The organism is Polaromonas sp., from assembly GCF_030682935.1.
GTDB lineage: Bacteria > Pseudomonadota > Gammaproteobacteria > Burkholderiales > Burkholderiaceae_C > Polaromonas.
The window spans coordinates 1-17,543 of sequence record NZ_JAUXNA010000111.1 but is presented as its reverse complement, the minus strand read 5'-3'; the positions used below and the strand labels follow the sequence as shown (position 1 = coordinate 17,543).

20 protein-coding genes are annotated in these 17,543 nt (G+C 59.7%); 10 read left to right on the top strand and 10 right to left on the bottom strand.

Translation table 11 applies throughout. The features are described 5' to 3' along the window. The 6 genes from Q8K05_RS05235 to Q8K05_RS05210 form a co-directional block, all read left to right on the top strand. Positions 1-670, top strand: a 670-nt coding sequence (locus Q8K05_RS05235) for a hypothetical protein (RefSeq protein WP_305245468.1), incomplete at its 5' end; no start/stop codon positions are given. A gap of 111 nt (positions 671-781) precedes the next feature. Further along, positions 782-1,417, top strand: a complete 636-nt coding sequence (locus tag Q8K05_RS05230; RefSeq protein WP_305245467.1) for a DUF551 domain-containing protein — start codon at positions 782-784, stop codon at positions 1,415-1,417. A gap of 247 nt (positions 1,418-1,664) precedes the next feature. Then, entirely contained in the window at positions 1,665-1,892 is a 228-nt protein-coding gene (locus Q8K05_RS05225; protein ID WP_305245466.1) for a hypothetical protein, read from the top strand. Beyond that, on the top strand, positions 1,889-2,110 hold the full coding sequence (locus tag Q8K05_RS05220) for a hypothetical protein (RefSeq protein ID WP_305245465.1): 222 nt from the start codon (positions 1,889-1,891) through the stop codon (positions 2,108-2,110). Before Q8K05_RS05225 ends, Q8K05_RS05220 begins: the two co-directional genes overlap by 4 nt. A gap of 473 nt (positions 2,111-2,583) precedes the next feature. After that, on the top strand, positions 2,584-3,159 hold the full coding sequence (locus Q8K05_RS05215; RefSeq protein WP_305245464.1) for a hypothetical protein: 576 nt from the start codon (positions 2,584-2,586) through the stop codon (positions 3,157-3,159). A gap of 227 nt (positions 3,160-3,386) precedes the next feature. Then, complete coding sequence (locus Q8K05_RS05210; protein ID WP_305245463.1) at positions 3,387-3,623, top strand: hypothetical protein; 237 nt, start codon at positions 3,387-3,389, stop codon at positions 3,621-3,623. Here the strand turns inward: Q8K05_RS05210 and Q8K05_RS05205 are convergent. Continuing rightward, complete coding sequence (locus tag Q8K05_RS05205) at positions 3,604-4,353, bottom strand: hypothetical protein (protein ID WP_305245462.1); 750 nt, start codon at positions 4,351-4,353, stop codon at positions 3,604-3,606. The two genes, Q8K05_RS05210 and Q8K05_RS05205, sit on opposite strands and share 20 nt — an antisense overlap. A gap of 103 nt (positions 4,354-4,456) precedes the next feature. After that, positions 4,457-5,380 (bottom strand): SDR family oxidoreductase, encoded by a 924-nt coding sequence (locus Q8K05_RS05200; protein ID WP_305245461.1) that lies wholly within the window; start codon positions 5,378-5,380, stop codon positions 4,457-4,459. Positions 5,381-5,440: 60 nt separating this feature from the next. Here Q8K05_RS05200 and Q8K05_RS05195 point away from each other — a divergent pair, with 60 nt between their 5' ends. Then, the gene (locus Q8K05_RS05195; protein WP_305245460.1) at positions 5,441-6,481 is read left to right on the top strand and encodes a CDP-6-deoxy-delta-3,4-glucoseen reductase; all 1,041 of its coding nucleotides are present in this window, start codon (positions 5,441-5,443) and stop codon (positions 6,479-6,481) included. Between the two features lie 283 nt (positions 6,482-6,764). On the opposite strand, the gene Q8K05_RS05190 is transcribed toward Q8K05_RS05195, so the two are convergent. The 8 genes from Q8K05_RS05190 to Q8K05_RS05155 all read right to left on the bottom strand — a co-directional run bounded on the left by Q8K05_RS05190 (position 6,765) and on the right by Q8K05_RS05155 (position 15,728). Next, positions 6,765-7,481 carry an ABC transporter ATP-binding protein gene (locus Q8K05_RS05190; protein ID WP_305245459.1) on the bottom strand — a complete coding sequence of 239 codons (717 nt, stop codon included), beginning with the start codon at positions 7,479-7,481 and terminating at the stop codon, positions 6,765-6,767. 14 nt (positions 7,482-7,495) lie between these two features. After that, complete coding sequence (locus tag Q8K05_RS05185; protein WP_305245458.1) at positions 7,496-8,263, bottom strand: ABC transporter ATP-binding protein; 768 nt, start codon at positions 8,261-8,263, stop codon at positions 7,496-7,498. A 9-nt stretch (positions 8,264-8,272) separates the two neighbouring features. After that, a complete protein-coding gene (locus Q8K05_RS05180; RefSeq protein ID WP_305245457.1) occupies positions 8,273-9,358 on the bottom strand; it encodes an ABC transporter ATP-binding protein in 1,086 nt (361 codons plus the stop codon). Positions 9,359-9,406: 48 nt separating this feature from the next. Further along, on the bottom strand, positions 9,407-10,336 hold the full coding sequence (locus Q8K05_RS05175) for a branched-chain amino acid ABC transporter permease (protein WP_305245456.1): 930 nt from the start codon (positions 10,334-10,336) through the stop codon (positions 9,407-9,409). Between the two features lie 261 nt (positions 10,337-10,597). After that, entirely contained in the window at positions 10,598-11,896 is a 1,299-nt protein-coding gene (locus Q8K05_RS05170) for a replication-associated recombination protein A (protein ID WP_305245455.1), read from the bottom strand. A 55-nt stretch (positions 11,897-11,951) separates the two neighbouring features. Then, positions 11,952-12,629, bottom strand: coding sequence for an outer membrane lipoprotein chaperone LolA (gene lolA / locus Q8K05_RS05165; protein WP_305245454.1), 678 nt, complete (start codon positions 12,627-12,629; stop codon positions 11,952-11,954). Positions 12,630-12,634: 5 nt separating this feature from the next. After that, positions 12,635-14,977: a DNA translocase FtsK gene (locus Q8K05_RS05160; protein WP_305245453.1), complete on the bottom strand. Its 2,343-nt coding sequence runs from the start codon at positions 14,975-14,977 to the stop codon at positions 12,635-12,637. A gap of 73 nt (positions 14,978-15,050) precedes the next feature. Further along, positions 15,051-15,728, bottom strand: a complete 678-nt coding sequence (locus Q8K05_RS05155; protein ID WP_305245452.1) for a Crp/Fnr family transcriptional regulator — start codon at positions 15,726-15,728, stop codon at positions 15,051-15,053. 156 nt (positions 15,729-15,884) lie between these two features. Between Q8K05_RS05155 and trxB the strand changes: the two genes are divergently transcribed. From trxB to rpmG, 3 genes are all read left to right on the top strand, one after another. Continuing rightward, complete coding sequence (trxB, locus tag Q8K05_RS05150; protein ID WP_305245451.1) at positions 15,885-16,829, top strand: thioredoxin-disulfide reductase; 945 nt, start codon at positions 15,885-15,887, stop codon at positions 16,827-16,829. A 194-nt stretch (positions 16,830-17,023) separates the two neighbouring features. Beyond that, entirely contained in the window at positions 17,024-17,257 is a 234-nt protein-coding gene (gene rpmB, locus Q8K05_RS05145; protein WP_305245450.1) for a 50S ribosomal protein L28, read from the top strand. Positions 17,258-17,268: 11 nt separating this feature from the next. Beyond that, the gene (gene rpmG, locus Q8K05_RS05140; RefSeq protein WP_305245449.1) at positions 17,269-17,436 is read left to right on the top strand and encodes a 50S ribosomal protein L33; all 168 of its coding nucleotides are present in this window, start codon (positions 17,269-17,271) and stop codon (positions 17,434-17,436) included. The last annotated feature ends 107 nt before the right edge of the window (positions 17,437-17,543 follow it).

The window sequence follows — 17,543 nt, the reverse complement described above, 5'->3', positions numbered from 1 at the left end:
GTTTTTAAAAGGGTCTGGTGTGCTCAAGCTGACAGGAGCCGTCCGCCAACTTGAGGGTGAGTTACGGGCACTGCGCGCAAGCCCTGCGGTGGGTGATGTGGCCATGCCTGTGGTGGCGTATTTCAACCCAAACCGAGAGTTGCTCGGACAACCCCTTGTTCGCCAGGAGGATGCCCTGACGCAAAACTTCGCATTGGCAAAACAGCTATCCGACGCACAGGGGGCGCTTGCTACCAAGGAGGCAGAAATTGCGGCACTGACCGCTGAGCGGGATCACTGGAGGGCCAACCACGACGCCCAGGTTCGGCGAGCGCGGCTGCTGATAGAGCGTCAAGATATTCCGGTCGAGCGCGTCAAGGCGTATGAGCAGGTCACAGCCCTGACTGCTGAGCGGGATGCGGCAATGGCAGCAAGCCGTTACGAAACTGATCTGTGCGGGCAAGCGCTTACTGATCTTAAAAAAATGACGGTCGAGCGGGATGCGCTGCGCAAGGATGCAGACAGGTATGACTGGATCAGCCGGCAGGACCTGGGAAGGCTAGATATGGGCCACATTGTCGATGCAGCGCACGATGGTGAGTTTTACGTTGTCGTCCGGGCTGGCGAGTTCTATGGGAAAACATTGGGTGAAGCCATCGACGCAGCCATGACCAAGGAGCCAGGACAATGAGCTATCGACCTTATTGGCGTCGCCATCCGTGGCAGCGGAGAGCATTCGCTCTTATCACGGTCCCGTTTCTCCCTATTCTGCTGATCGCGACACTCATATGGGAAGAGCGGCATGAGCTTTCCAGTGATTTTAAAAACTACATTACAGAAATCTGGAGATGAGATGAACGCACAACAACGAGCTGCGATGCAGCAAGGAAAAGAAGCTCTGGAAATTGCCAAGATGCCCGAGGGCCGCGAGGCCTGGCAGGATGAGGCAATACTGGACATGCGCAAAGCCCTTGCGGCTCCAGCTCTGCCGCTTACCGCGCCAGTCACAGACGACGAAATCGACGCGGCATTTGAAGCACGCGCGTTAATCGGCGACGTGATCTCAGTCGCCGAAATGAAGCTGGCGCTGGAGGGCTTTGCTGCTGGACGGGCTGCATGGGTAGAGCCTGCGGTAGTGGAACAGACAAGGTGGATCAGCATTGACAAGCAATTGCCTGCCCCGGCAACGCCCGTGCTTGTGACGCGCGGCAAGAAGGTGCTGCGCGCCTGCCATGCGCCAAAGTTCACGCTGTCAGAGGATGCCTTTGGCGAATTCGAGCCGAAAGGCGAATATGACCCCGTCACGGACATGAGCTACTGGCCAGAAGGCTGGTATGAGTGGAACGAAAACGAGGAAACACACTGGGCGCTCGACTCTGCCCCCTCCCATTGGCAAGCCCTGCCAGCCCCTGCTGACGCCAAAGGCGGCAAGCCATGAACTGGCTGCCCAACGACGTTGCACGATGTCCCGGCGTGCTGACCGCCCCATTCATGCAGGGCAGCCAGCCGCGTGAGGTGGTCGCTCAATGTGCATCATGCTTGCGCCATACAGCACCAGCCAGTGGGGACCGTGTGCCATACATTATGCCGCCACCGTTTGACGGGGATTGCCCGAAGCGGATGGCCTGACCACCACAACAACACCCTGCCCGCCATCGCGGGCTTTTTTACGTCAGGATTACAAAATGACCACGGTTTTATGGAATTCCCAGGTCGGGCCGCGCTCCCGAGCAATGGGCGTCATCAAGCGGCAGCACTGCGACGCCCAGGGCATCGGCCCAGCCGCGCCAGTCAGCGGCGCAATCGCCTGCACGAAGTGCAAAGGCAACATCAAATTCACAGTGCAGGCCCGCAGCGGCCTCACCACCGGCCGGTGCTCGACTGCTGGCTGCCTTACCTGGAAAGAATCATGAGCGAAGAAGCCGTTATTGAACTGCGCCAGTTGCGTGAGGACGTGGCCGCGCTGATGGCATGCATGCTGCCCTACCTTTCAACCGATGAGATGTGCCGCCGCTACAGTTGCACCCCACGAACGCTCAATACAATGGAGCGTGATGGCCGGATTCCTTTCCGCAAAGCGGGAAGGTGGAATCGAACCGAGCTGATGGAGTGGGAATCAAAACTCACATAATTCTCCCATTTATCCAGTTTCTATAGCTACGAGATTCCGGCCCCGGGCACCAAATACCAAAAGCCGTTCCTGTTTAACCAGGGACGGCTTTTTTGTTGGCCACACGCCGTGGGTGGGCTTACACACCAACTCACGCAGTTAGCGGATACGGCCAGAGGCGCATCTTAGGTCAGGCCATCGAACGCCTCCGGGCGCAGACGAACATCGACGCCGTAGACCTACCAAGCATCAAAGCGACCAAACCCAAGTCACTGAAGAATCAGGTGGGTCGTCGATGTCAAGATATCTTTGGAAACCGGGGTTAGTGCGCCGGTACCCATAATGATTAAGCTGACATCAGCGCCAACATCCCCTGTGCTCTGAAAGTGCATGTGGCAAAACGATGCAGATTTGACTTGTTTGCGATTTCGCAAAGACCGTGTTTCGTGTGCCGCTTATCTTCATATCTCCTTAAAACAATTGGAGAATAAATCATGAAAACCGGTTCACATATTCAATGCGGCCTTTTCGAACAATTGGGGGCTAGATCTTTGCCAAGCGGCGTCAAGGATGAGACGCCGATTCAAGCATCCACAACGGCGGTTCAAGTAAAGAATGGAAATTTCATAACGAAGCGCTTGCAAGTTCTTCCTCTTCTTTTTGGTCTATTTTTCGCATTTACCGGTGGCGTGGTCAACGCGCAGACCGCTGGCGACAACGTCGCTGCGCCACTGTCGCGCGAGCAGGTCAAGAAGGAGCGCGACGACTTCTATAAAAGTCACCGATATGACGCAGCCACCGAGAACTGGGTTCTGAGGCCGGGCTTCGAGCCGCCCACTGGCACGATGTCACGGGCGGAGGTGAAAGCTGAGCGCGATGCGTTCTTAAAAACCAACAAATATGACGCAGTCACCGAGACTTGGGTGCCGGTGAAGGGGGAACCACGCGATCTGAGCAAGTTGACGCGCGCGCAAGTGCGCGCCGAGACTATGCAGTTCTATCGCGCGCACGAATGGGACGAAGCCACCAGTACTTGGGTCGCCAAGCCGCCGAAGCGCGCAAAGAAATAGTTGATCTTGCCGCCAGAAAAACTACGTCTTGGCTGAGGTAGATCCGGCGGCATTCCATCATCGGCATGCCGGTGCGCAGGGGGAAAGAAGTGGCTCCGTTTGTTTGAACAACTTTCCCCAATTTATAAGTGGACTCTGGGCGGGTTGGAGTGTGTGAAAGGACTGCATGCCATCGCACCATCAGTCATGACGTGTCCAAGGCGCAACCGATGGGGACACTGTTATAAATGACGGTACTTTTCAAAAAGTCATTCATAAAATCTGGCATCCATGCGGGCTATCGCCTGATTTTCGATTCCGGCCCCGCAAAATACCAAAAGCCGTTCCTGTTGAACCAGGGATGGCTTTTTTTGTGGGCCTCGCATGCGCCAGCCGCTCGCGCCTTCAGGCGCCAAGCAAACAGCCGTACTGTCAACGCCAACAAGCGTCAGGCCGCCACCCCAGTCACTGAAACGTCAGGTTAATCGTGATGGGCGTGGAGACATCCTCAACCGTTTTAGACACCGGGGTGATGACACCGTCAGTGGTGATTCTGTAGCGGTCTTGCTCGGTGCTGCCCAGCACCCCCGCTGGGTCGTAGATCTTGAACGTCAAATTCACAATCGCCGTATTGACGGCGTCGGGCCCGACCGCGTAACTGACATCTTCCCGGCCGGTTGGCGTCGTTTTGGTGCTGTTGGTGTAAGTGGTGACCGTACCAATAATTCCGCTGTCCCCGACCACCGCGGAGACCGGAATGACGGCCGGTGTCAGGTACACACCATAGTCACCACCGACGACATTGAAACCAAGTGGCGTGTAGTTCGTGTCGTAGTAAGAGGTCAGGGTGGCGGTCGTCGTGGCCTGCGTGCAGTTGGTGAGGCTGATGGTGACTGTACTGTCCGCCGAAAACCCCGGCGTCCCCTCAAAAATGGCACCCGGTTTGGCCGGCGCCACCATTTCGCTGGCAGTTCCGCTGCAAGTTCCAGAAACCGTGTAGGTTTTGGTGTACCCGTTCGCTACCAGTGTGCTGTAGGCGCTTTTCAACGGAAATGACGGTGTCGAAATTGAGCCGCTACTGCCCCCGCCACAGGCACTCAGCCCGAGCGCGATGCAAAGCCCCATGACTCCATAAAGTCGTTTCATATTTCCCCCTGTGATGAGAATCTCGCTCAAACGTCCAAAACACGGTGTTTTCGCCTTGAGATTAGCCATGGCAGCAGGTCAGGAACTTGCGAAAGATCATCAGGGAAGAAGAAACGCCAGCACTGTGCATTTTGCGGCTGGACCGAATCCATTGTCACCCCAGCCCGCCCCCTCAAGCGCGCAAACCGGACTCGACCGTCGGGTAGCGCAGCACCAGCTTCAGTTCCGTTTTCAGCCGCAGGTTGTCAAGCCGCCGCGACTCCCCCATGAAGCTCAGCAGCATCAGGGGCAGTTGCTCCTGCGCGGTGCTGCGCGGCAGTCGTGGCGGCCGCGGCAGCTGGTAAAGGTCGGCCGCCAAATCAAAGTAGTCACCCATCAACAACTGCGTGTCGTCGCTGACATGGGTAATGCGCTGGGGCTTGCCGCGCCACAGCGCCGCCAGACAGGCCCGTGCCAGGTCATCGGCATGGATGTGGTTGGTGTACACGTCATCTTCCTGGCGCAGCACCGGCGTGCCCTTGAGCAGCCGCCCGCGCGGCGTGCCGCCTTCGCGGTCGGGCGCGTAGATGCCCGGAATGCGCAGAATGTGTACCGGCGTGCCGCTGACGCGCCCGTACAGGCGCAGCTGGTGCTCTGCGTGCACGCGGCGCTGGGAACGCGGCGTGTTGGGATTGACGCGCCGCGTTTCGGGCACCCAGTCGCCCGCGCAGTCGCCATAGACGCCGCTGGTCGAGCCGTAGACCAGCGACTGCGGCGCGCTGCGCAGGCGCAGGGCCCGCAGCAACGCCAGGGTACGCGGGTCGCTGCGCCAGTCCGGGTTGTGGCTGGGCGGTGGCGCCAGATGCACCACGCGGGTTGCCAGTCCGGCGAGCCGGCGCAAGGTCGCCGGGTCATCCAGATTGCCTTGCAAGGGGGTGATGTGCTGCGCCCGCAGGGCGGGCGCACGCTCGGGCGAAGAGGTCAGCGCCATCAGCTTGACGCGGGACGGCAGGTGGCTGGCCACGCGCAAGCCCACATCGCCGCAGCCGACGATCAACACACGCGGCCTGCGGAAACGGGAAGGCAGCGCGCCAAGGGGGTTCAGGTTTGAGGGCAAAATTGGGGAATGCTGGAAAACCAGCCTAGTCGAGTAATTAAGACCCCAAGGATACCCACTATGAGCTTTAACGTGACCGTGCAACCCAGCGGCCGGACTTTTACCGCCCACGCCGACGAGCCGCTGCTGGCAGCAGCCATCCGCCAGGGCATTGGCCTGCCTTACGGCTGCAAGGACGGGGCCTGCGGAACCTGCAAATGCAAGAAGCTCGAAGGCACCGTGACCCACGGCGCGCATCAGCTCAAGGCCTTGTCGCCTGAGGAGGAAGCCAACGGTTTCATCCTGACTTGCTGCAGCATCGCGCACAGCGACGTGGTGATCGAATCGCGCCAGGTGACCGACGAGAGTGCCTTTCCCGTCAAGAAAATGCCGGTCCGCATCCACAGCCTTGCCAAGGTTTCGCATGACGTGATGGTGATTCGCCTGCAGCTGCCCGCCAGCGACGTGTTCAAGTACCACGCCGGCCAGTACGTGGAGTTTTTGCTGCGGGATGGCGACCGCCGCGCCTACTCCATGGCCAACGCACCGCATACCCAGGCCGACCAGCCCGGCGCCGAACTGCACATTCGCCACATGCCGGGCGGCAAGTTCACCGATCAGGTGTTTGGGACCATGAAGGAAAAAGACATTTTCCGGATTGAAGGGCCTTACGGCAGCTTCTTCCTGCGCGAAGACAGCGACAAGCCGCTGGTGCTGCTGGCCTCCGGCACGGGCTTTGCGCCCATCAAGGCGCTGATCGAGCACATGCAGTTCAAAGGCATCACGCGCCCCGCCGTGCTGTACTGGGGCGGCCGCCGCCCGGAAGATTTGTACATGAACGACTGGGTGCTGGCCAAAGTGGCCGAGATGCCGAATCTGCGCTACGTTCCGGTGATCTCCAACGCCTTGCCCGAAGACCATTGGGCAGGCCGGACCGGCTTTGTTCACAAAGCCGTGCTCGAAGACTTCCCCGACCTCTCGGCCCACCAGGTCTATGCCTGCGGCGCGCCGATCGTGGTGGAATCAGCCCGCGACGAGTACAGCGCGTTGGCGGGCTTGCCCGCTGAAGAGTTTTTTGCCGATTCGTTCACCACCGAGGCCGACAAGGCCCAGACGGCATAACGCGGGAGGGTTGTGGGCCGGCCTCACCGGAACGCCTGAAACCACGGCGGCTGACGCTTGCTGTTAAAGCGCCAGCCGCAAGCACGGGCCAAATTTGTATATCTTTTGTGCCTACAGCCCGATGGGGATGGGCACAAGAAGCTATTTAATTCATAGCGTTTTGGCTATTCGTGGCTAGCCGCCCGCAGGATCCCGTCCAGCCAAAAAACAAAGGCATCTTGCTATTAATTAAATAGCTACAAACACCCGCAGTAATTGGGCTACAGGCCTAAAAGACTTAAGACTACTCGCCCAGATAAGCCGCCCGAACGCGCGGATCGTTGAGCAACTCTTTCGCCTCGCCATTCATCGTGACGTTACCCGATTCCATGACATAGCCCCGGTTCGCAATGCCGAGCGCTCGGCTGGCGTTTTGCTCCACCAGCAGCACCGTCATGCCCAGCGCCGACACATCGCGCACAACTTCAAAAATCTTGTCCACCATGATCGGCGACAGTCCCATAGAGGGCTCATCGAGCAGCAGCACCTTGGGCCGGCTCATCAGCGCCCGGCCCATGGCGAGCATTTGCTGCTCGCCGCCGGACATGGTGCCGGCCAGCTGGTCCTTGCGCTCGCGCAGGCGCGGAAACAGCACAAACATCTTCTCGATGTCGGCGGCAATACCGGCTTTGTCGTTGCGAACATAGGCGCCCATCTGCAGGTTCTCGGTGATGGTCATGCGGGCGAACACCCCGCGGCCTTCGGGCACCATGGCCAGACCTTCCTTCACCAGGTCCCAGGCGCCACGGCCCTTGATGCTTTTTCCCATGTATTCGATGTCCCCGGCCAGCATCGGCAGCGAGCCGGTGATGGCTTTCATGGTGGTGGTTTTGCCGGCCCCGTTGGAGCCAATCAGCGTGACCAGTTCGCCCTCGTGGACTTCCAGGTCCACGCCCTTGACCGCCTGGATGCCGCCATAGGCCACCTGGAGGCCGGTCACTTTAAGAAGTGTGTTTGCCATGTTCTTGATTTCCTTCAATGACCGGTGCCCAGATAGGCGGTGATCACTTTTTCGTTTTTCTGCACATCGGCGGGCGCGCCTTCCGCAATCTGCTTGCCGTAGTCGAGCACGGTCACCCGGTCACACAAGCCCATGACCAGTTTCACGTCATGCTCGATCAGCAAGATGGTGCGGTTGTCCTTGCGGATCTGGTCAATCAGCTCGCGCAGCTGGACTTTTTCGGTGGCATTCATGCCGGCGGCCGGCTCGTCCAGCGCGATCAGCTGCGGGTCGGTCGCGAGCGCGCGGGCAATCTCCAGACGCCGCTGGTCGCCATAGCTCAGCGTACGGGCCTTGGCATGGGCGTACTTGCCGATGCCGACGTAATCAAGCAGCTCCTGGGAACGTGCAGCAATGGCCGCTTCTTCCCTTTTGAAGCCCGGCGTGCGGAAAACGGCGCCCAGCAGGCCCGACTTGGTGCGGATGTGGCGGCCCACCATCACGTTCTCAAGCGCCGTCATCTCGGCAAACAGGCGGATGTTCTGAAAGGTCCGTGCAATGCCGGCCTTGGCCACTTCATGCACCGCCGTGGGCTTGTAGGGCTTGCCGGCCAGCTCGAAGGTGCCGCTGTCAGGCGTATAAAGCCCGGTCAGCACATTGAAGAAGGTGGTCTTGCCGGCGCCGTTGGGGCCAATCAGGCCATAGACCTGGCCGCGCTGGATTTTGATGCCGACATCGCTGAGTGCCTGCAGGCCGCCAAAGCGTTTGGAAACACCCGAGACATTGAGAATGGTTTCGCTCATACCGTCTCCTTACGCTTTAACAGATTTGGCGAGCGACTTGCCGTGCTCTGGCGAAGGCCAGAGACCGCGCGGACGCATCAGCATGATGATGATCATGGCCAGCGCAATCAGCAATTGGCGAAGAATGGCCGAGTCGAGCCGGCCGTCGGTCATGGCCTGCAAGGGTCCGGCCACATGGCGCAACACCTCAGGCAGCGCGGCCAGCAGCAGCGCGCCCAGAATGACCCCGGGCAAATGGCCGATGCCGCCCAGCACCACCATGGCCACAATCATGATCGACTCCATCAGGCTGAAGGACTCGGGCGAGACAAAGCCCTGGAAGGCGGCGAACATCGAGCCCGACACACCACCGAACGTGGCGCCCATGCCGAAGGCCAGCAGCTTCATGTTGCGCGTATTGATGCCCATGGCCTTGGCGGCAATTTCGTCTTCGCGAACCGCCATCCAGGCGCGGCCGATACGGGAGTTTTCAAGCCGGTGGCAGATGACGACCGACACCAGCACCAGCGCCAGAAACAGGTAGTAGTACATCGAGACCGATGCGACCTCGAAGCCAAAAAACTCATGCGACTTGCCCAGATCGAAGCCGAAAAACTTGATGGAGTCGATCTGGTTGATGCCCTTGGGTCCGTTGGTCAGGTTGATCGGGCGGTCCAGGTTGTTCAGGAACACCCGGATGATTTCGCCAAAACCCAGCGTGACGATGGCCAGGTAGTCACCACGCAGCTTGAGCGTGGGCGCGCCCAGCATGATGCCGAACAGCCCGGCCAGCGCGGCAGCGGCCGGAATGATGGCCCAGATCGGCAGATGCAGCCCATTCGGAAAACTCGCGGCAATCCACGGAAAAGCCTCGGCCAGATGAGGTGAGCCGAGCAGCGCAAACAGATAGGCGCCGACTGCAAAAAAGGCCACGTAGCCGAGGTCCAGCAGACCGGCATAGCCGACCACAATATTGAGCCCGAGCGCCAGCAGCACATAGAGCAGCGCCATGTCCAGAATGCGCACCCAGGCGTTGCCGCCTTGCTGCAGCACCAGCGGCAGCACCAGCAAGGCAACGGCCATGATCAGGAACGTGAGTGGTTTTTTGGGTTTCATCAGAATTTCTCCTTCTCTCTTAGCTTGGTATTGGCGTGGACAGCGGGACTAGGCCCGGTCCGCCACACGTTCACCCAGCAAACCCGAAGGCCTGAGCGTCAGCACAAAAATCAGCACAATAAAGGCAAAAATATCGGAATACTGGCTGCCCAGCACGCCGCCCGTCAGCGGACCGATGTAGCCCGCGCCTATGGACTCGATCAGTCCGAGCAAAATGCCGCCCAGCACGGCCCCGCCCAGGTTGCCAATGCCGCCAAATACGGCAGCCGTGAAGGCCTTGAGGCCCGGCAAAAATCCCATGGTGTGCTGCACCGTGCCGTAGTTGGAGGCGTACATCACGCCCGCCAGCGCGGCCAGGATGGCGCCAATGATGAAGGTGGCCGAAATCACGGTGTCGGGCCGCACGCCCATCAGCGCGGCAACGCGCGGGTTCTCGGCGGTGGCCCGCATGGCGCGGCCCAGTTTGGTGTAGTGCACCAGCCACATCAGCACCGACAGCGAAACCGCCGTGGCGCCCAATATGAAGATCTGAGTCACCGTGATGACGGCACCGGCGATCTGCAGCGGCTCGGCCGGCAACAGCGTGGGATACGGCTTGTAGTTGGGCTTCCAGATGATCATGGCCAGCGTCTGCAGCAGCAGCGACATACCGATGGCGGTGATCAGCGGCGCCAGTTTGGGGGAGTTGCGCAGCGGTCGGTAGGCGACTTTTTCAATCGCGAAATTCAGCGCGCCGCACACCACAAAGGCGATCAGCAGGGATATCAGCAAAATCAGCCAGCCCGGTGTGCCCGGCATGGATTCCAGCATCCAGCCGATGATGGTCCAGCTGGTGAGCGCCCCCACCATCAAGACCTCGCCATGGGCAAAATTAATCAAATTGATGATGCCGTACACCATGGTGTAGCCCAGGGCTATCAGGGCATACATGCTGCCCAGCACCAGACCGTTGATGATCTGCTGTAGCAATACTTCCATAACTCACTCTCCGGTTTGATTGAAATTGCCAACTCCGCCTGGCGACCGCCAAGCCCCGGGATCACCGGGAAATAGCGTGAGCTAACAAAAAGCCCGCCGATCAAAGCCAGATAACTGGCGAACGTGGCGAGCTGATTCGCGAATTGTAGCCACGCACAACTAGCGAGAATCGGGCCAAGGGAGCGGTTTTCGCGGGGTTTACCCTTGAGAAATCTGATTTCCCGGCTGGAATCAGGCTTTATCAGCAGGATTTTGTTTTTATTAGTTTTTCTTATTGTTTTTTGACTTCAACTCATTCAACTTATCAGAAATTTTGATCTCCAGACCCCGGTTGACCGGCCGGTAAAACCCGGGCGCGGCCATGCCTTGCGGGAAATAGTTCTCGCCCGCCGCGAAACCATCTTCCTCGTCGTGGGCGTAGCGGTAGTCTTTACCGTAGTCGAGTTCTTTCATGAGCTTTGTGGGTGCGTTGCGCAAATGCAGGGGCACCGGGCGCGTGCCGTCCTTCTTGATGAAAGCCTTGGCCTCGTTGAAAGCCTTGTAGACGGCGTTGGGCTTGGGCGCCACCGCCAGATAGACCACGCACTGCGCCAGCGCCAGCTCCCCTTCGGGCGAACCCAGGCGTTCATAGACCTCGGCCGCATCGAGCGCCAGCCGCAGCGCACGCGGGTCAGCCAGCCCGATGTCTTCACTGGCCATGCGGATCAGGCGGCGCGCCATGTAGCGCGGCTCGGCACCGCCGTCGAGCATGCGCATGAACCAGTACAGGGCAGCGTCGGGGTCGGAACCGCGCACGGATTTGTGCAGCGCCGAAATGGTGTCGTAGAACTGCTCGCCGCCTTTGTCGTAACGGCGCAGTTGCTGGCCCAGCACCTTGAGCAGCCAGGCGTCGTTCACCTCCGTGATGCGCTCGCTGCGCGCTGCCACGCTGAGGGATTCGAGGGTGTTGAGCAGGCGCCGGGCATCGCCGTCGGCATAGGCGACCAGCCGGTTGACCGCTTCATCCGCTATGGTTTCAATAGCTGGAAGCGCCCGTTCCTCAAGGACCTTGGCTATTATTTCCTTAAGATCGTCGTCGGACAGCGGTTGCAGCACATACACTACCGCGCGCGACAGCAGGGCCGAATTCACCTCGAACGAGGGGTTTTCGGTGGTGGCGCCAATAAAGGTGAACAGGCCGCTTTCCACATGCGGCAAAAAAGCGTCCTGCTGGCTTTTGTTGAAGCGGTGTACTTCATCCACAAACACGATGGTGCGCTTGCCGCTCTGCCCTTGCCAGATCGTCGCCTGCTCGACCGCTTCGCGAATGTCCTTGACGCCGCCCAGCACGGCTGAAATGGTGATGAAATGCGCATCAAAACTGCTGGCCATCAGGCGGGCGATGGTGGTTTTCCCAACGCCGGGCGGGCCCCACAAAATGCAGCTGTGCGGCTGGCCGGACTCAAACGCGATGCGCAGCGGCATGCCTTCGCCCAGCAAATGCTGCTGGCCGATGACTTCGCCCAGGTTTTGGGGACGAAGCCGCTCGGCCAGGGGTGAATGCGATGCGGGGGTCGCCATGGGGTCCTTGCGCTGCGCCATCACGCAGCGTCAGACCGGAGCAGCCCAGCCATCGTCACTGCCTGATCACATCCGCCCCCATGGGCGGCTTGAACTGGAAGGTGCTGGACGGCAGGCTGGGGTTGACCTGCACGTTGCTGAAACTCAGCAGCGAGCGCTGGCCAAAGCTGTCAAGGATTTCCAGCGCCGCCAGCTCAGCGGGCGCTGCGGCGGACTTGCCTCCGGCCTGGCCCGTGCGAAAGCCCACGCGCACGGTCTGCAACTGGCCGTCTTTGGCCTTGGGCGTGGCCACCACCCATTGCAGGCCGTCCTTCTCGGGTGCGGCGGCCAGCGTGAAATCGGCCTGCAGGGCACGCAGATCGGGGGCGGACGCAATCAGGGCGGCGGGCGTGGAGCCCAGCACGCTGGCCTGCTTGCGCGCAGTGACCTGATTCAGATCCACGTCATGCAGCCACAGCGTCTGGCCGTCGGCCACGATGCTTTGCTCAAAGGGCTTTTGGTAAATAAACTTGAAGCGGTTAGGCCGGGAAAACTCGAAGGTTCCGCTTGATTTCTTGCTGCGGGCGGTCTGGCCTTCTTTGGCTGGCGCCGTCACCACCTGGGTAAAGTCAGCGCGGCCACTGCTCACGGTCTTCACGAAGGTTTCCAGGCTCTCAAGGCCATCAGCCCTTGCAGACAGGGAACAAGCAGCTATTAAAAAAGTAGCAAATAAAGGCTTCAACAGGAGTTTCATCAGATTCATTCTGCCCGTGCGGGCACCAAAATTTCACGCTGGCCGCTGCCACTCATGGCGCTGACCAGTCCGGCGTTTTCCATCTCTTCCACCAGGCGCGCGGCACGGTTGTAGCCAATCTTGAGGTGGCGCTGCACCAGCGAAATGCTGGCCCTGCGGTTCTTGAGCACCACTTCCACGGCCTGGTCGTACATCGGGTCTTTCTCGCCGCCGCCGCTGCCATCAGCCGCCACGTCGCCGCCCTCGCCCTCTACCGTGCCGCCTTCCAGCACGCCGTCAATGTAGTTAGGTGCACCCTGCTGCTTGAGGTAAGCAACCACCCGGTGCACTTCATCATCACTGACAAACGCACCATGCACCCGAATTGGAAAGCCTGTACCACTCGGCATGTAAAGCATGTCACCCATGCCTAACAAAGCCTCGGCGCCCATCTGGTCAAGAATGGTGCGGCTGTCAATCTTGCTGCTGACCTGGAACGACAGGCGCGTCGGGATGTTGGCCTTGATCAGGCCGGTGATCACATCGACGCTGGGGCGCTGCGTGGCCAGCACCAGGTGAATGCCGGCGGCGCGGGCTTTTTGCGCCAGCCGCGCAATCAGCTCTTCAATCTTCTTGCCCACCACCATCATCAGGTCGGCCAGCTCGTCAATCACCACCACGATGTAGGGCAGACGTTCCAGGGGCTCGGGCTGCTCGGGCGTCAGGCTGAAGGGGTTGTAGATGAATTCGCCGCTGGCCTTGGCTTCGTCAAGCTTGACGTTGTAGCCGGCCAGGTTGCGCACGCCCAGCTTGCTCATCAGCTTGTAGCGTTTTTCCATTTCGGCCACGCACCAGTTCAGGCCATGGGCAGCCTGCCGCATGTCCGTCACCACCGGGGCCAGCAGGTGCGGAATGCCTTCGTAGACGCTCATCTCCAGCATCTTGGGGTCGATCAGCAGCAGCCGCACATCGCGCGCATCGGCCTTGTAAAGCAGGCTCAAAATCATGGCATTGATGCCGACCGACTTGCCCGAGCCGGTGGTGCCGGCCACCAGGCAGTGCGGCATTTTGGCCAGGTCGGCCACCACGGCATGGCCGGCAATGTCTTTGCCCAGACCGATCGTGAGCATCGATTTGGCTTCGTTGTAGGCTTGGGATCCCAGAATCTCGCTGAGCCTGATCGACTGACGCTTGGCGTTGGGCAACTCGAGCGCCATGTAGTTTTTGCCAGGAATCGTCTCGATCACGCGGATAGACACCAGACTCAGGGCGCGGGCCAGGTCTTTGGCCAGGCTGACCACCTGCGAGCCCTTGACACCCGTGGCGGGCTCGATTTCGTAGCGGGTAATCACCGGGCCAGGGGCGGCGGCCACCACGCGCACTTCAACACCAAAGTCCTTGAGCTTTTTCTCGATCAGCCGGGACGTCATTTCCAGCGTCTCGGGCGCCACGCTTTCCTGCTTGAGCAAGGCGCCATCGAGCAAGTTCACCTGTGGCAGTTTGGAGTCCGGCATGTCGCTAAACAGCGGCTTTTGCCGCTCCTTGACGACGCGCGGACTTTTGGGGATATCGGCCAGCGCGGGCTCGATCAACACCGGAACCGGGTGATGCTCTTCAATGTCAATGCGCTCGTCCGTCAGGGTTTCTTCACGCTCGCGCGCAGCCAGTTTGCCAAGCGCCAGATCTTCGGCAATTTCGCGCTTTTCACGGCGCGATTCGACCAGGTTGTCGATCCAGGCGCCCAGCGCCAGGGCCACGCGGGCCCACGAAAAATCAAACACACTGGACACCGCAAGAACGCCCAGGGTGATAAAGACCAGGCCAGAACCGGCAAAACCCAGCCACTTGACGCTCAAGGTGCCGACCAGGTAACCCAGCACGCCGCCGGCATGGCCAGGCAGCCTGAACTCAAAACGGTAAAGGCGCGACCACTCCAGCGCCGCGCTGGCGACCAGCAGCAGCAGCAGGCCCAGCCAGAACTTGATGCGACGAGCCCGCTGCGAGCCTTCAAGCGCCCGTGGCTGGCCGCGCAGCCCGCGCGCCACCGATGACAGCCAGACCTGGCCACCCACAACCCATGCCCACCAGACAGAAAAGCCGAGCAAAAAATAACTGGCATCAGCCAGCCAGGCGCCCAGACGACCGCCCCAGTTTCGGGCGGCAAGCTGCGCGCCGCTCACGCCCCCTCCACTGCCGGAGGTTGACCAGGCCGCATCCTGCGGCGAATAGCTGAGCAGGGCCGCCAGCCAGAAAATCAGGCCGAGCAGCCCCAAAATCAGGCTCACTTCGTGGGCAAAACGTTTGACGCCGGCGGGCGCGCCCGTCGCAGGGGAATTTCTGGAGTTCAGGGTGTCGAGTGAGTAAGTCATAAACCGGCTCAGAGCTTACCGCAGTTGGCAAGGGCTGAAGGTCAGACGGGTGTCAAACAGGGAGCGGCGGCAGTCAACCCATCGCCTGGAGGCGTTCCCTGACCAGCATCGCGCCGTCAGGGCGGGTTTCAATGAATCCGCGCCCCTCAAGGTCCTTCATCACCCGGCTGACCATCTCGCGTGAAGCGCCGACCATCTTGGCCAGATCCTGACGCGACACCTTGTCGCGGATCACGGCGTTACCTTCGCCGTCGTCGCTGGCAAACTCCAGCAGCGCGCGGGCAACGCGGCCATAAACGTCCATCAGTGCCAGGGATTCAATCTGGCGATCGGCATAGCGCAGGCGCTGCACCAGTCCCTTGAGCAAGGCATAGGCCATGGAACTGTTCTCGGGCAGACAGCGCGCGAACTCCAGCCGTCCAAGAATCAGGACGTCGGTTTGAATCTCTGCGCGCACTGTGGCCGAATGGGGTTCGTTGTCGATCAGACTCATCTCGCCCACATAGTCGCCGGGGCGCAGGGTCGCCAGAATGACCTCGCGGCCGCGGTCGTCACTGGTCAGGACGCGCGCCCGCCCCGTGAGGATGATGGACAGGGCATCGGATTTTTTATTCTGCTCCACGATCGGCTCGCCCCGCTTGAAACGGCGTTTAAGCACCGCGTCGGCCACGGACGCAGCCTGGCTGGCCGTCAGTACGGAAAAAAGAGGTACGCGGCGAATCAATTCGAGGTTGGACACCATCGTCGTCATATCAGCTTTCTCCAAACCTCAGCGCCTACGGCAGGTCGCATGAGTTCTTACAATGGTCTTCAACTTGCAAAAATGCAGTCAAGGTTTTACCTCCAACTGCATTCGCGCGCTCCGACTCTACCTGAGTTCTAAAGCTTTCCCAACGGGTCTTTCATCATGAAACATTCCAAAGTTCTCATCCTTGGCTCAGGCCCTGCGGGCTACACCGCAGCAATTTATGCGGCGCGTGCCAACCTTAACCCGGTGCTGATCACCGGCATCGCGCAAGGCGGCCAGCTCATGACCACCACCGATGTCGACAACTGGCCAGCCGACGTTGATGGCGTGCAGGGGCCCGAACTGATGCAGCGTTTTATGGCGCACGCCGAGCGCTTCAAGACCGAAATCATCCTTGACCACATCAACCAGGTTGATTTTAGCCAGCGCCCCTTCACGCTGACGGGTGACAACGACACCTATACCTGCGACGCCCTGATCCTTGCCACCGGTGCTTCTGCCAAATACCTGGGACTGGAATCGGAAACCGCCTTCATGGGCCGCGGCGTTTCCGGTTGCGCCACCTGCGACGGATTCTTTTACAGGGGCCAGGAAGTCTGCGTCGTGGGTGGCGGCAATACGGCGGTGGAAGAAGCGCTGTACTTGTCCAACATTGCCAGCAAAGTCACGCTGGTGCACCGCCGCGACAAATTCAAGGCCGAACCCATCCTGATCGACAAACTGCATGAAAAAGTGGCGACAGGCAAGATTGAGCTCAAACTGCACCACACCCTGGACGAAGTGCTGGGCGACGCTTCGGGCGTGACCGGCGTGCGACTGCGAAGCACCGAACACGACGCCACGCAAGACATCGCGCTCAAGGGCTGTTTCATCGCCATTGGCCACCAGCCCAACACGGCTATTTTTGCCGGTCAGCTGGAGATGAAAGACGGCTACATCATCACCAAAACCGGTCTCCAGGGCTTCGCCACCATGACCAGCGTACCGGGCGTATTCGCCGCTGGCGACGTGCAGGACCACGTTTACCGCCAGGCCATCACCAGCGCAGGCACGGGCTGCATGGCCGCACTGGATGCCCAGCGGTTTCTGGACCAAAGCGCCTGAAGACGGCTCCCAGACAACAGTGCGGGCCATCATTTCCTTTGGCGACGCTTCAGGGGCCCGTCAACGGGGTGTTTTTGGATATTTTTGATTTCGGGCTATAATTTATGGCTTAGCTGAGCATTCGTAGGGTCTGTCCAGCACGGATATCTTGAATTCCAGCATCCTATTTCTAATTTTTTACGGAGAGTGCGCTCATGGCACGCGTCTGTCAGGTAACGGGCAAAGGCCCGATGGTGGGAAACAATGTTTCTCACGCAAACAACAAAACCAAGCGCCGGTTCATGCCTAACCTGCAGTACCGCCGCTTTTGGGTCGAGAGTGAAAACCGCTGGGTGCGCTTGCGCATCACTGCAGCTGGTTTGCGCTTGATTGATAAAAAAGGCATTGACGCGATCCTGGTGGATCTTCGTGCCCGCGGTGAAGTCTAAGGAGAACCATCATGGCAAAAGGCGGACGCGAAAAAATCAAGCTGGAATCCACAGCTGGCACCGGTCACTTCTACACGACCGACAAAAACAAGAAAACCACACCTGAAAAAATGCTGATCATGAAATTTGATCCGAAAGTTCGTAAGCATGTGGAATACAAGGAAATCAAACTGAAGTAATTCAGATTGATGCCTGCGGCGCCCCAGGGTGCTGCTCAAAAAACCCGCTGGTGACAGCGGGTTTTTTTATGCCTGCTCGACCTTGATGCAGCGGCCTTCGATCAATC

Coding starts and splice junctions, on each gene's coding strand:
- Q8K05_RS05170 (WP_305245455.1), bottom strand. CDS start 11,896: ATGGCGACCCCCGCATCGCATTCACCCCTGGCCGAGCGGCTTCGTCCC.
- Q8K05_RS05185 (WP_305245458.1), bottom strand. CDS start 8,263: ATGAGCGAAACCATTCTCAATGTCTCGGGTGTTTCCAAACGCTTTGGC.
- Q8K05_RS05220 (WP_305245465.1), top strand. CDS start 1,889: ATGAGCGAAGAAGCCGTTATTGAACTGCGCCAGTTGCGTGAGGACGTG.
- Q8K05_RS05175 (WP_305245456.1), bottom strand. CDS start 10,336: ATGGAAGTATTGCTACAGCAGATCATCAACGGTCTGGTGCTGGGCAGC.
- Q8K05_RS05215 (WP_305245464.1), top strand. CDS start 2,584: ATGAAAACCGGTTCACATATTCAATGCGGCCTTTTCGAACAATTGGGG.
- trxB (WP_305245451.1), top strand. CDS start 15,885: ATGAAACATTCCAAAGTTCTCATCCTTGGCTCAGGCCCTGCGGGCTAC.
- Q8K05_RS05205 (WP_305245462.1), bottom strand. CDS start 4,353: ATGGCTAATCTCAAGGCGAAAACACCGTGTTTTGGACGTTTGAGCGAG.
- Q8K05_RS05190 (WP_305245459.1), bottom strand. CDS start 7,481: ATGGCAAACACACTTCTTAAAGTGACCGGCCTCCAGGTGGCCTATGGC.
- Q8K05_RS05160 (WP_305245453.1), bottom strand. CDS start 14,977: ATGACTTACTCACTCGACACCCTGAACTCCAGAAATTCCCCTGCGACG.
- rpmB (WP_305245450.1), top strand. CDS start 17,024: ATGGCACGCGTCTGTCAGGTAACGGGCAAAGGCCCGATGGTGGGAAAC.
- Q8K05_RS05180 (WP_305245457.1), bottom strand. CDS start 9,358: ATGAAACCCAAAAAACCACTCACGTTCCTGATCATGGCCGTTGCCTTG.
- Q8K05_RS05225 (WP_305245466.1), top strand. CDS start 1,665: ATGACCACGGTTTTATGGAATTCCCAGGTCGGGCCGCGCTCCCGAGCA.
- Q8K05_RS05155 (WP_305245452.1), bottom strand. CDS start 15,728: ATGACGACGATGGTGTCCAACCTCGAATTGATTCGCCGCGTACCTCTT.
- rpmG (WP_305245449.1), top strand. CDS start 17,269: ATGGCAAAAGGCGGACGCGAAAAAATCAAGCTGGAATCCACAGCTGGC.
- Q8K05_RS05210 (WP_305245463.1), top strand. CDS start 3,387: ATGACGGTACTTTTCAAAAAGTCATTCATAAAATCTGGCATCCATGCG.
- lolA (WP_305245454.1), bottom strand. CDS start 12,629: ATGAAACTCCTGTTGAAGCCTTTATTTGCTACTTTTTTAATAGCTGCT.
- Q8K05_RS05195 (WP_305245460.1), top strand. CDS start 5,441: ATGAGCTTTAACGTGACCGTGCAACCCAGCGGCCGGACTTTTACCGCC.
- Q8K05_RS05230 (WP_305245467.1), top strand. CDS start 782: ATGAGCTTTCCAGTGATTTTAAAAACTACATTACAGAAATCTGGAGAT.